Annotated in this window: 1 protein-coding gene; it reads right to left on the bottom strand. The window is 58.5% G+C overall.

The window, feature by feature from the left end:
- Positions 1 to 44 precede the first annotated feature (44 nt).
- Positions 45 to 14,924 (bottom strand): non-ribosomal peptide synthetase (locus C1T21_RS00005; protein WP_103046694.1); only part of this gene is annotated, 14,880 nt, incomplete at its 5' end.

Raw genomic sequence — 14,924 nt, 5'->3', positions numbered from 1 at the left:
GATGCGCGCCGCTTTCACTTGACGGCGGAGGCGCGCTTGTAGGATTAGAACGCGAATTCGATCGTATCGACGGCACTCTTTGCGCCTGCCGCCGGTTTATGACATTCAATCCGGCTTAGCTCGAGTTGTGGATTTTCCGCAATTTGAGACAGTACCCGCAGGTAATCCTCGGTCAAGGTGCGGATCATCGCTTCTTTGAAAAGCTTGGTGGCGTAGAAGAAGCCCCCGCTCAGCGCCCCGTTGTTTTCATACATAAACAGCGTCAGATCGAACTTCGCTTCTTCCAAATGGTCAAGCTCGTAAGTCTTCAGGCTGACCCCTTCCAGCTCGGCGTCTCGTTCTTCGATATTTTGCAAGTCGAAAACGGCATCGAACAGCGGGAAGCGGCCCGGCTCCCGCTTCACATTCAAACGCTCCACGAGCTCCTCGAATGGATAATCCTGGTTCTCGAAAGCACCCAAAGCCGTTTCCTTCACTTCTTCCAGGTAGGACAAGAACGTTTTGTCGCCCGACGGACGATTGCGGATCGCCAGCGTATTGACAAACATCCCGATGACCGGTTCCAAATCGGCGTTCGTTCTTCCCGCCACCGGGGTGCCCACGACCAAGTCCTCCTGCCCGCTGTACTTGGACAGCAGCACGGTATAAGCCGCAAGCAGCACCATGAACAGCGTGCTTTCACGCTCGGCCGCCAATTCGCGCAGCCGCGCAGAGAGAGAAGCTTCGACGTCGAACTCCAGATGCGCGCCTTCGTAGCTGCGAGCCGCGGACCGTTCGTAGTCCATCGGCAGGTCCGCCGTCGGCAGCTCGCCTTCGAAGGTTTGCAGCCAGTACGCTTCCTGCCGCCCGATCCGCTCTCGGTGGGCCTTCGACTGCTGCCAAACGGCATAATCCTTGTATTGAATGCGCAGTGGCGGCAGTTCTTCCCCGGCGTAGAAACTCGAGAACTCATCGATCACAATCGCCATCGATACGCCGTCGGACACCATATGGTGCATGTCGAAAAGGAGAATATGCAGGTTCGGCTCCAGCTCGATGACCCCGGCGCGCAGCAGCGGCGGCTTGCCGAGATCAAACGGACGAACGAAGCTGCGGACGATCTGCTCGATTTGAGCCGCATCCTCTTTATCCGCTTGATGATGCTCGATAGCAAAATCGACCTGCGGGTAAATCCGCTGAACCGCTTCGGCCTTCACGATTTCAAAACCGGTGCGCAGCGATTCATGCCGTGTTATCAATTTCCGCAAGGCGGCTTCCAACCGGTCTAAATCAAACTCGCCTTCCACCTGCACCAGTTCCGGCATGTTGTAAAGCTGATCCGCTCCATCCAGCGTGTGCTGAATGAACAGCCGTTTCTGCGCGGAGGACAGAGGGTAGTACTCTCTCTCCTCCGCTTGAGGAATGGCCTCATGCTCCCGCCGTTCCATCCGGGCGATCGCCTCGGCCATCGCCGCAATCGTCGAGTGACGGAATACGTCGCGCAGCGGCAGGTTGACGTTTAATTCCTTAAATACCTTGCCCGCCAGCGTCGTCGCTCGCAGGGAGTGACCGCCGATGTCGAAGAAGTTGTCGTGAACGCCAATCTCCTTCGCAAGCCCCAGCACCTCCTGCCAAATCGCCGCCAGCTTCGTTTCCAGCTCATTGCGCGGTGCGACGTACTCCGTTCCGCTTCCCGCTTCCCCTTCCGGCGCTGGCAGCGCCTTCCGGTCAATCTTTCCGTTCGGCGTCAGAGGCAGGCGTTCCGTCTCCACGAAGTGCGACGGGATCATGTAGCCCGGCAGCTCCTGCGCCAGCGCGCTGCGCAAATCGTTCACCGCCAGCTCCGCTCCGGTATCCGGCGTGTAATACGCGCATAGCGCCTTCTGCCCGTTCGCGTCACTTCGAACCAGCACCACCGCTTCGCGCACGCCTTCCACCCGCAGCAGCTGCGACTCGATCTCGCCCGTCTCGATCCGGTACCCCCGGATTTTCGTCTGGTTGTCGATCCGGCCGATGAAGTCCACGTTGCCGTCCTCCATCCACCGCGCCAAGTCTCCTGTGCGGTACAGCCGTTCGCCCGCGGCGAACGGGCTGTCTACGAACTTCTCTTCCGTCAGCTCCGGACGGTTCAAGTACCCGCGCGCCACTCCGACTCCGCCGATGACCAGCTCGCCCAGCACCCCGACCGGCACCGGGTTCAGATGCGCATCCACGATGTAGAATTTCGCATTCAGCCACGCTTTGCCGATCGGCACATTGCCTGTCTGCGGTAGCTTCGTCAGCGGCTCGTCGTAGAAGCTTGAGTCGATCGCCGCTTCCGTCACGCCGTATGCGTTGATGATCCGGAACAACGAGCCGAAGCGTTCCTGCAAGGTCCGGTAATCCGCCACGCTGCAGCTGTCCGAGCTCGTGATCAACAGCTCCATCCAGCTCATGTCCAGTTGCTGCTCGTGCACGTAATCCAGGAACGGCACGATCAGCGCCGGCGTCGATTCGAAGATGGTGACCCGCTCCCGCTCAATCCAGTGGTGCAGACGAGACGGATCGATCCGGTCGTCCTTCGGCACAATCACCATCGTGCCTCCGTTATACAGCGTCCGGGCGATATCTCCCACGAACACGTCGAACGAGAAGCTTGCGAGCTGCAGCAGCCGCACCGGGAACTGATCCAACCGGTATTCCCGCCGGTAGCCCGCCGCCGTGTTCACCAGGCTGCGGTGCTCGATCATCACGCCCTTCGGCTTGCCCGTCGTTCCCGACGTATAGATCACGTACGCCAGATCCTCCGGACGGGCTTCATGGAAGCTGTCGGTGCCAACATTCTGATGGCTCTCATCGCCGTCGTCCACAGCATCCGTCAGCTTGCCGGAGACAACCGACGCATTCGCTCGCTCCTCGCTGTACGACGCTTCGTCGTCCAGGTACAGCACCGCCGCCAGTGCCAGCTCCTCTTCGCCGAGCCAGGCTTCGGCACGCTCTCGCAGCGGCGTTTGCGTCAGCAGCACCTTCGCTCCGCTGTCTTCGAGCATGAACCGCACGCGCTCCGCCGGGTAATCCGGGTCGAGCGGCACATACGCCCCGCCCGCTTTCCAGACGGCCAGCACGGCCACCAGCAAGTCCACCGAACGCTCGGCGAGAATGCCGACGATCGTCTCCCGGCCGATGCCGCTTGCACGCAGCGTAGCCGCCAAGCGGTTCGCCCGCTCGTTCAGCTCCGCATACGTCAGCCGGTCGTTCTCGTACACGACGGCCTCCGCTTCCGGCGTGCGCTCCGCCTGTTCCTCGAACAGCCGGTGGAACGCGGCCGCAGGAGCCGCTTCCGGCTGCGCCGGGTTGAACGCGCCGAGAATTTGTTCTTTTTCCTCTGCCGTCAGCAAGTTCAGCTCGGCGATCTTCGCATCCGGACGGCTTACGATCGTTACGAGCAGCTGCTCGTAATGTTTTGCCAGCCGTTCGATCGTCTCCCTTTTGTAGAGAGCCGTCGCATATTCGAAGCTGTAATCCAAGCCGCCGTTCTCCTCGCCCACATCCAAGCTGATATCAAACTTCGCGGTATCCAGTGCGCTCGGATAAGGAATCAGGCGAAGCCCTTCCAGCTCAAATTCCTCGTTCTCCGTATTCTGCATCGTAAACAGCGTGTCGAAGAGCGGATTGCGGCTTAAATCACGGGTGACTTGCACCTTGTCCACCAATTCTTCGAACGGATAGTTTTGATGCTCGAAGGCGTGGAGGGTCGTTTCTTTGACTTCGTTCAGGTATGACAGGAATGTCTTCTCCGAAGCCGGATAACTGCGGATAGCCAGCGTGTTTAAGAAAATCCCGATCAACGGCTGCACATCTCCATGATTCCTTCCGGCAATCGGCGTACCGACGATCACGTCTTCCTGACCTGAATATTTATGCAGAAGGACGTTATACGCCGCAAGCAGCACCATAAACAGCGTCGTGCCCGTTTCCGAGGCCAGCTGCTTCAGGCCGTCGGTTTTCGAAGCGTCAAAGAAAAACTCCAGCGTTTGGCCTTCGTAGCTCTGCACGGCCGGACGCGGATAGTCGGTCGGCATTTCCAGCACCGGAAGCTCGCCTTGGAACATGTCCAGCCAGTACGCCTCCTGACGCTGAAGCCGTTCCTTCTGCTCCTGCGAATGCTGCCAAACGGTGTAGTCTTTGTACTGAATGCGCAGAGGCTCCAATTGCTCGCCGCCGTACAAGCGGACGAATTCTTCAACAAAGATTTCCATCGAGACGCCGTCGGAAATAATATGATGCATGTCGTACATTAGAATATGGCGTTCCGGAGCCAGCTCGACAAGGCCTACCCTCAGCAGCGGAGGCTTCGCCAAGTCAAACGGACGGACGAAACGGCGAACCGTCTCTTCGGCCTCTTGCTCATCCGCTCGATAGAACTCCACGGCAAAATTCACGTCCTGGTAAATCCGCTGCGATGCTTCGCCATCCACCATTTCGAACCCGGTGCGCAGTGTTTCATGCCGCGCCACGAGCTTACGGAACGCTTCTTCGAACCTTGCCCGGTCTAAAGCACCCTCCAGCAGCATCGCTTCCGGCATGTTGTAGCTAAGCTCCGCGCCTTCCAGTTGATTCAGGATAAAGAGACGTTTTTGAGCAAAAGATTGCGGGTACACCTCTCGGTCATCCGCCACCGGAATGGCAACGAATGTTTGCTCATCCAGCCGGGAAATGGCGGCCGCCATGCTCTCGATCGTGGAATGGCGGAACACGTCGCGCAGCGGCAGATCCACGTTCAACTCTTTATGAATCTTGCTGACCAGCGTCGTCGCCCGCAGGGAGTGGCCGCCGATGTCGAAGAAGTTGTCGTGAACGCCAATCTCCTTCGCAAGCCCCAGCACCTCCTGCCAAATCGCCGCCAGCTTCGTTTCCAGCTCATTGCGCGGTGCGACGTACTCCGTTCCGCTTCCCGCTTCCCCTTCCGGCGCTGGCAGCGCCTTCCGGTCAATCTTTCCGTTCGGCGTCAGAGGCAGGCGCTCCAGCTCCACGAAGTACGACGGGATCATGTAGCCCGGCAGCTCCTGCGCCAGCGCGCCGCGCAGATCGTTCACCGCCAGTTCCGCTCCGGTATCCGGCGTGTAATACGCGCATAGCGCCTTCTGCCCGTTCGCGTCACTTCGAACCAGCACCACCGCTTCGCGCACGCCTTCCACCCGCAGCAGCTGCGACTCGATCTCGCCCGTCTCGATCCGGTAGCCCCGGATTTTCGCCTGGTTGTCGATCCGGCCGATGAAGTCCACGTTGCCGTCTTCCATCCACCGCGCCAAGTCTCCCGTGCGGTACAGCCGCTCGCCCTCGGCGAACGGGCTGTCTACGAACTTCTCTTCTGTCAGCTCCGGACGGTTCAAGTACCCGCGCGCCACTCCGACTCCGCCGATGACCAGCTCGCCCAGCACCCCGACCGGCACCGGGTTCAGATGCGCATCCACGATGTAGAATTTCGCATTCAGCCACGCTTTGCCGATCGGCACATTGCCTGTCTGCGGCAGCTTCGCCAGCTCCTCGTCGTAGAAGCTTGAGTCGATCGCCGCTTCCGTCACGCCGTATGCGTTGATGATCCGGAACAACGAGCCGAAGCGTTCCTGCAAGGTCCGGTAATCCGCCACGCTGCAGCTGTCCGAGCTCGTGATCAACAGCTCCAACCGGCTCATATCCAGTTGCTGCTCGTACACGTACTCTAGGAACGGCACGATCAGCGCCGGCGTCGATTCGAAGATGGTGACCCGCTCCCGCTCAATCCAGTGGTGCAGACGAGACGGATCGATCCGGTCGTCCTTCGGCACAATCACCATCGTGCCTCCGTTGTACAGCGTCCGGGCGATATCTCCCACGAACACGTCGAACGAGAAGCTGGCGAGCTGCAGCAGCCGCACCGCGAACTGATCCAACCGGTATTCCCGCCGGTAGCCCGCCGCCGTATTCACCAGGCTGCGGTGCTCGATCATCACGCCCTTCGGCTTGCCCGTCGTTCCCGACGTATAGATCACGTACGCCAGATCCTCCGGACGGGCTTCATGGAAGCTGTCGGTGCCAACATTCTGATGGCTCTCATCGCCGTCATCTACAGCATCCGTCAGCTTGCCGGAGACAACCGACGCATTCGCCCGCTCGTCGCTGTACGACGCTTCGTCGTCGAGGTACAGCACCGCCGCCAGCGCCAGCTCCTCTTCGCCGAGCCATGCTTCGGCACGCTCTCGCAGCGGCGTTTGCGTCAGCAGCACCTTCGCTCCGCTGTCTTCGAGCATGAACCGCACGCGCTCCGCCGGGTAATCCGGGTCGAGCGGCACATACGCCCCGCCCACTTTCCAGACGGCCAGCACGGCCACCAGCAAGTCCACCGAACGCTCGGCGAGAATGCCGACGATCGCCTCCCGGCCGATGCCGCTTGCACGCAGCGTAGCCGCCAAGCGGTTCGCCCGCTCGTTCAGCTCCGCATACGTAAGCCGGTCGTTCTCGTACACGACGGCCTCCGCTTCCGGCGTGCGCTCCGCCTGTTCCTCGAACAGCCGGTGGAACGCCGACGCAGGAGCCGCTTCCGGCTGCGCCGGGTTGAACGCGCCGAGAATTTGTTCTTTTTCCTCTGCCGTCAGCAAGTTCAGCTCGGCGATCTTCGCATCCGGACGGCTTACGATCGTTACGAGCAAATGTCCGAAATGAGTCGACAGCCGCCGGATCGTGCTTTCTTTATAAAGAGCCGTTGCGAATTCAAAGCTGCACTCCAGGCCGCCGTTTTCTTCCGTAACATCCACACTCAGGTCGAACTTGGCCGTGCCGTATTCGCTAGGGTACGGGGACAATTTCAGCCCTTCCAGCTCAAACTCTTTATCCTCCAAGTTTTGCAGGGAGAACATCGTGTCAAACAGCGGGTTGCGGCTCAAATCCCGGCTGACCTGCACTTTATCGACGAGCTCTTCGAACGGATAATTCTGATGCTCGTAAGCGCCTAAGGTCGTTTCTTTCACTTCTTCCAGATACGACAGGAAGGTCTTCTCCGAAGCCGGATAATTGCGGAGCGCCAGCGTATTGACGAACATTCCGATCAAAGGCTGCGTTTCTCCGTGCGTTCTACCCGCAATCGACGTTCCGACGATCAAATCGTCCTGACCTGTGTATTTATGCAAAAGCACGGTATATGCCGCAAGCAGCACCATATACAGCGTCGTTCCTCTTTGAGCGGCCAGCTGCTTCAAGCCTTCGTTCGTTGCCTCGTCCACGAAGGACGTCAGCGTTTGTCCCTCAAAGCTCTGCACGGCAGGACGCGGATAGTCCGTCGGCATTTCCAGAACCGGCAGCTCGCCCCGGTAACGGTCCAGCCAGTAAGCTTCCTCGCGTTTCAACTGCACTTTTTGCTCGTCCGACTGCTGCCATACCGCATAGTCCTTGTATTGAATGCGCAAAGGCTCTAATGACTCGCCGCCGTACAGACGAACGAGTTCCTCGACTAACACGTCCATCGAAACCCCGTCGGAGACGATATGGTGCATGTCGAACATCAGCAAATAACGTTCGGCTGCCAGCTCTACGAGCTCCGCCCGCAGCAGCGGAGGCTTCGCCAAGTCGAAAGGCCGGATGAAGGCCTGCACGACTTCGGGCGCTTCTTCCTCGCTCACATGACGGTACCCGACGGCAAAGTCGACGCTCTCGTAAATGCGCTGTACAGCTTCGCCTTGTACGATCTCAAAGCCGGTTCGCAGCGTTTCGTGCCGTGCGATCAGTCCGCGGAAAGCCTTCTCCAGCAGGCTCCGGTCAATCGATCCTTCCAGCAGCAGCACGCCCGGCATGTTGTAGCTCTGATCGGCCCCTTCCAGCTGATTCAGGATAAACAGCCGCTTCTGAGCTGAGGAAAGCGGATAATATGCTCTTGCGCCCGCCAGCGGAATCGACGAGAACGACTGCTCTCCGATCCGGGAGATGGCGAGAGCCATCTCTTCGATCGTCGAGTAGCGGAATACGTCGCGCAGAGGCAGCTCGACGTTCAGCTCCTGATGCACCTTGCTCACCAGTGTCGTCGCCCGCAGGGAATGGCCGCCCAGGTCGAAGAAGTTGTCATGAACCCCGATGTGCTCCAGTCCGAGCACGCTTTTCCAAATTCCCGCCAAGCTGGCTTCCAGCGGAGTCCGAGGCGGAGTACGTTCTTCGCCCGGCTGCAAGCTCTCCTCCGGCGCCGGGAGTGATCGGCGGTCGACCTTGCCGTTCGTCGTCAGCGGGAGCTGCTCCAACTGGATCAGGTACGCCGGAATCATATAGGCCGGCAGTTCCTGGGAAAGCACGCTCTTCAGCTCGGCCGCCGGAAGCTCGCGGTCCGCTTCATAATAAGCGCAAAGCTGCTTCTCGCCGGAGGCGTCTTCCCTCGCGAATACCGTCGCTTTCCGAATTCCCTCCACTTTCTGAAGCTGAGCTTCGATCTCGCCCAGCTCAATACGGAAGCCGCGGATTTTCACTTGGTCGTCCGTCCGTCCCACGTATTCGATCGTGCCGTCCGGCAGCCATTTCGCCAAATCCCCCGTCCGGTACATGCGCTCTCCCAGCACAAACGGATTGTCCACAAATTTCTCCGCCGTCAGCTCCGGCCGGTTATTGTAGCCCCGTACCAAGCCTTCTCCGCCGACGCAAAGCTCCCCGGCCACGCCGATCGGCAGAAGCTTATTCCGGCTGTCGACGATATACACCTTCGTATTACTGATCGGCCGTCCGATGGGTACAGTAACCGCCGACTCATCGACGAAGTCGACCGGAAGGTACGTGGTATAAACCGTGCTTTCCGACGGGCCGTACAGGTGGTTGAGCCTGCCCGGTCCGATATGGGCGAGCGCTTTACGCACATGTCCGACCGACACTCGCTCTCCTCCGAACAAAATCGCCCGGACATCCCGCAGGCAGTCGACGTTCACATCTACAAGGACGTTGAAGAAAGCCGTCGTAATCAGCATGACCGAGATGCGCTCACGCTGGATGAGATCCGCCAGCCGGACGATTTCCAGCAAAGTCTCGCGGGGAACCAGCACCAGCCGCGCCCCGTTGGTCAAAGCGCCGAAAATATCGAAAATCGCTCCGTCGAACGAATAGCTCGAAAGCTGGAGGACATGATCCCGTTCGGTGATGTCGATATAATTCGTATTTCGCACGATCCGCACGATGTTGCGGTGCGAAACAAGGTTGCCTTTCGGCTTGCCCGTCGTGCCTGACGTATAGATGACGCAGGCCAGATCCGTCGCTTCGGTGCCCGGATTTAGATTTGTGCCGTCCTCGTGATAGAAGGACTCGTCATCCAGTAAGATCACGGAGTCCGAACCCGCCAGGCGCTCGCGCAAGCGGCTTTGCGTCAGCATGACCTGCGCTCCCGAATCCTCAATCAAGAAACGGATACGCTCCTCGGGATATTCCGGGTCAATCGGTACGTAAGCCGCTCCGGCTTTGTGTGCCGCCAGCATGCCCACCACCATTTCGATGGAACGCTCAGCCATAATGGCGACCAGACGGCCTTTGGATATCCCGTGGCTACGCAAGGTACGGGCAAGGCGGTTGACGCGTTCGTTCAGCTCGCGGTAGGTCAGCTCTTGCTCATTCAAGGAGATAGCGGCTGCATCCGGGATGCGCTCCGCCTGCTCTTCGAACAATTGAATGAGCGTCTTCCCGCGCGGAAATTCCGTGGTGGTGTCGTTAAAACGTCCGAGAAGGTCGGCCTTTTCCGCCTCCGTCACAAGTTCCAGCTCGCCCACGGTAATTTCCGGGTTATCCGTCACCTGCTCCAGCAGATGGACGAGATGCCCCTTGAGCCGCTCGATGCTGTCTTTATCGAACACTTCGGCGTTAAAGTCGAATCGAATTTCGATCTCGACTCCCGGCACCACGGTCACGTTGAAGTTATAGTTCGTCTGCTCCTCCATCTGAACGTCAGCGATCGTCAGGTCGCCGTGCTGCTGGTCGCCCGCCTGCTCCATCTGCTCGTCCACCGGATAGTTCTCGAAAGCGATGATATGGTTGATCAGGTTCTGCTTTTGCACGCTGCGGGCTTGAATTTCATACAGCGGATAGTAATCATAACGCCCGGACTCCAGCGCCCGCTCTTGGAGCTTCGCCATCAGGTCGGCGAACACGGTGTCCGCTTCGCTCGTGACGCGGACCGGCACCGTATTGATGAACAGCCCGATCATGGACTCGATGCCCGGGATTTCCGCCGGTCTTCCGGCCACGACGCTGCCGAATACGGCATCGTTTGTTCCGTTATATTTTTGCAGCATCACGCCCCAAGCGGCTTGCAGCAGCGTATTGACCGTAACCAGGCGCTGTTTCGCCACCCGGTCCATCCGCTCGCTCAAGTCCTTGCCCAGCTCGGCGGTGACGTGATCAGCCGTAAATCTGCCGTTTGGCGCCGGTTCCTTTTGTCCCGGGAGTACGGTTTGCCCTTCATAACCTGCCAGGAATGCCGTCCAATAGCCGGATGCCGCCTGATCGTCCTGTTTCTCCAACCATTCGATATAAGCGCCATAATCCGATCCCTTATCTCCCGCTGGCTGCTTGCCGGATGCCAAGGCCGAGTACGTCTCAAACAGCTCCTGCGTCAGCTGCGGCAGGCACCAGCCGTCCATCAAAATATGCTGGAAACTCCACAGCACATGATAGCTTTGCTCTTCGGTGCGTAGGATCGTAACCCGAACGAGCGCGTCATGTTCCATGTCGAAGCCGCGAAGCTTGTCATCCTCCGCCTTTTTATCCAAATACGCTTGTTTCTCGTCCGCCTGCAAATGAAGCAGCTCTTCATATTCAAAGCCGACCGGCTTGTCGCGGTATATGATTTGCAGCGGCTCGCCCGCCGGTCCTTTCACAAAATTCGCCCGCAGCACCAGATGACGTTTCGCAAGCTCCATCCAGCTCCTCTCGAAAAGCTGGACGTCGAGCGCTCCCCGCATCGTAAACCGCGTCTGCTCGAAGTAAGCGGCCGTTTGCCGGTCAAGCGCGCTGTGGAACCACATGCCCTTCTGCATCGGCGTAAGCGAGTAAATATTTTCGATTTCCCCGAGATGGCCCGAGCGCTGGGCGATTTGCTCCAATTCCGCGATGGTCAAGCCTTTAAATTGCACGTCGCTCGGCGTCAATTCGGTGTTTTCTTTGCCTGCGCAGTGGGTAATGAGCTCTCGGAGACTTTGCTCAAGCCGCTGAGCGAAGGCTTCCATCGTTTCCTTGCGATACTGCTTCCGGCTGTAGCTGAGATCGAGCGATAAAGCGCCGTCCAGCACCATGCCGTTGATATCCAGCACAAAGCTGCGGGCCTGCCGGTCGCTGGCCGGGCTGCCGCTGGAATAAGAAGATATGCCGATCTCGTCCTGATTGACATCATCGCCGAACTGGCCGAGGTAGTTAAAATTAATTTCCGGCTCTGCGCCCCAAACAAAGCCATCCTCCGATTTGGAGAGATAGCGGCATACGCCGTACCCAAGCCCCTTGTTCGGAATGCGGCGCAAGCTTTCCTTGACCTGTTTAATCTGATAGGCCAAATCCCGGTCGGTTTCCGGCTCCAGGACGACCGGAAACTTGGTCGTAAACCAGCCGACTGTGCGCGTGATGTCGATATCCGTTCCGATCGATTCGCGTCCGTGTCCTTCGAGATTGATCCGCACCCGTTCGTGTCCCGTCCACTTGCGAACGGCTATGCCGAGCGCCGTTACCAAAATATCGTTCATTTCGGTGTTGTAGGCCCGGTGAACCCGCTTCAGCAGCAGCTCCGTTTCTTCGGGAGTCAAACGGACGAACAGCGATTCGCTGTCCTGCTGCGTCGTAACGTCCGCCTCCAGATCCTTCGGCACGGCCGGAACCGCAATTTGTTCCACGGCCTGCCAATAGGCCCGTTCCTTCGCCATCTCCGGGCTTTGCGCGTAAGCGGCCAACTGCTCGGACCAAGTGCGGTACGCATCCGTTTTCGCCGGGAAACGAATTTCCTCGCTTTTGCCGGCCTGCTCGTAACCCAGAGCGAAATCCTCCATCAAAATGCGCCAAGACACGCCGTCCACCACGGCATGATGAACCGCGAGCAGCAAATGATCGCCGTCCGCGCACCGGAACAGTCCCGCCTTCGCGAGGGGCCCGTTCTCCAGATCGATGCCCGCTTGAATGTCCGTTGCCTTCGCTTCCACAGCCTGCGCGGTATTCTCCGCATCCTTGAAGTCGAACACGTCCAGCGTGAACAGCCCGCCTTCCTGAATCGCGCGGTTCCGCGCGCTAAACCCTTGTTCCGTCTTGCGGAACACCATCCGCAAGGCGTCATGATGCTCGGCCAGCTTTTGCAGCACCTGACGCACCGTCTCTTCGTCGAAGCGTTCCTTCCGGTACAGCATCACCGACTGGTTGAAATGATGCGGGTCCGCAAAGGAGCTCTCGAAAAACCAATGCTGAATCGGCATCAGCGCCGTTTCACCCGTTATTTCGCCTTGATCAATGGTACGTCCGATCGGTTTCACATGCAGGCTGAGCTGTGAAATAGTCGGATATTTGAACAAATCCCGGATTTCCAGCTTGTACCCGGCTTGATGAAGCCGCGAAGATACTTGAATGGACTTGATCGAGTCTCCGCCCAGCTCGAAGAAATGATCCGTTACCCCAACGCGATCGGCGTTCAATACCGCCTGCCACACATCGGCAAGCGTCCGCTCGGCTTCATTGCGGGGAGCTACGTACGCGCCGCCGGTCAGCGCGTTTCCTTCCGGAGCGGGCAAAGCCTTGCGGTCGATTTTGTCGTTCGGCGTGAGCGGCATCTGCGGAAGCTGAACAAAATGCGCCGGAATCATGTAATTCGGCAATTTTTGCGCCAGCGCGCTTCTTAGCTCGCCGAGCGTAAGCGGGCGCCCCGCGACCAGGTAAGCGCACAGTTCTTGCCCGCTTTTGCCTTCCCGCGCGATTACGATCGTCTCCTGCACGGAGTCGATCTTCAGAAGCTGCTCTTCAATCTCGCCGATCTCGATCCGGAATCCACGGATTTTCACCTGATGGTCAATCCGGCCCAAGTACTCAATATTTCCGTCCGGCAGCCAGCGGGCCAAGTCGCCCGTCCGGTACAGTCTCTCTCCGGGCTCAAACGGGTGTTCGATGAATTTCTCCGCCGTCAGATCCGGCCGGTTCCAATATCCCCGGGCGAGGCCGACGCCCGCGATGCATAATTCTCCCTCCACTCCGATAGGCGCCAGCTGATTCTGTGCGCCCAGTATATACAAGCGATGGTTCCAGATCGGACGTCCGATCGGTATCGCTCTGCGTTCGGTGTCATGCGTAGACGCCGCCCACACGGATGTGGCGATCGAGGCTTCCGTCGGACCGTACGCATTATAGTACTGTACCTTGTCTTTCCACTGCTGCACGAATTCGGCTGAAACGGCGGAGCCCGCCGTGATGAGCCTGCTCAGACTCGGCAGGCGGTCTGAATTCAAATAAGCCGCATAAGTTGGCGGCAAAGTGGCGATCGTAATTGCATGCTCGTTCATGAAACGTTCGAACAGCTGATCATCCAAAATCGTCTCGGTTGACGGTATATATAAGGTCGCCCCAAAATACAGAGCGTTGAACATCTCCCAGCACGACGCATCGAACGATAGGCTGGCGAATTGCAGCACTCGATCCTGTTCGGTCGTGTGAAGCGTATGGGCAAACGTCAGTTTCAGGCTGACCAGCCCGCGATGCTCCAGCATGACCCCTTTGGGTTTGCCCGTCGTACCTGATGTATAGATGACATAAGCCAGATCGTTCGGACCGCTGGCCGGCTCCAGGTTCGAGCCATCGTCGCTGTAGGCCTGCTCGTCATCCAGCGCCACCACGGTCCCTTCGAACGGCACCTGCTGCAGCAACTCCCTTTGAGTCAGCAGCAGCTGCGCGTTCGAGTTCTCCAGAATGTAGCGGATGCGTTCTTCCGGGTATTCCGGGTCGATCGGCACGTAGGCACCGCCAGCTTTCAAAACCGCTAGAATGCCAACGACCGTCTCCAGCGATCTCCTGGCCATCATGCCTACCAGCTGATTGGGCAGCACGCCGACCGATCGCAGCGTCCGCGCCAGCCGGTTCGCCCGTTCGTTCAGCTCCGCGTACGAAAGCCGCCGCCCCTCAAAGACAACCGCCGTCGCTTCGGGCACCCGCTTCGCCTGCTCCTCCACGAGCTGATGAATCGTCCGATCACGGGGATAGTCCTTCTCGGTATCGTTAAAGCTTTGCAGCAATTGAAATTTCTCGTCCTCCGACAGCATGTCCGCCCGCACGATGTCCAGCTCCAACTCGTGAAGCCCCACGGCCAGCAGGCGATTCAGATGGCCGACGACCCGAGTCATGAACTCGGAGTCATATAAGTGCTCGTTATATGACAGCGCTAGCTGTATCGTCCCGCCGGTTAAGCTGAATTCAAAGGAACAATCTGTGACCACGTTTTGCCCGATTTCGTCCAGATGCAGCTCCTTAAGGGATACTAGCGTATGGACGACGGGTATCCCGCCTGCATATTGCAGGTCCAGCTTCTCCGTCATTTTCAAGAACGGAATATGTTGATGCTGAATCGCTTCCGGCAAGGAAGTCCTCAGCTCGCTCAGAAGCGTTTTAAAAGTCGCACCCGCCGAAAGCGAGTTTTTCAAAATGATCGTATGATTAACGGATCGGCGCGTCTCCGTCGGTTTCCGTACAACCGGCATGCCGACCAGAATGTCAGAAGCGCCTGTATATTTATGCAAGAGCGACTGAACACCAGCGAGCAAAATCATAAAAGTGGCCAGCGGAGCGCCCTTGCTCATTTGAAGGACGCGCTGCGCCACTTCCTCCGAAAGCGTCCCGCCGACGGTTGTCATAATGGGCGCCAGGGAGCTTGGAGCTTTGCTGTAAGGCAGCCGCGTCAAGGTATAATCGTCGCTACCGAATTTTTCGTTCCAAAACAACGTTTCTTTTTCAAAAGCCAT

The sequence above is a fragment of the Paenibacillus sp. F4 genome, assembly GCF_002894905.1.
GTDB lineage: Bacteria > Bacillota > Bacilli > Paenibacillales > Paenibacillaceae > Paenibacillus > Paenibacillus polymyxa_B.
Note: the sequence above shows the minus strand (reverse complement) of the source record. Positions and strands in the feature narration are given on the sequence as shown.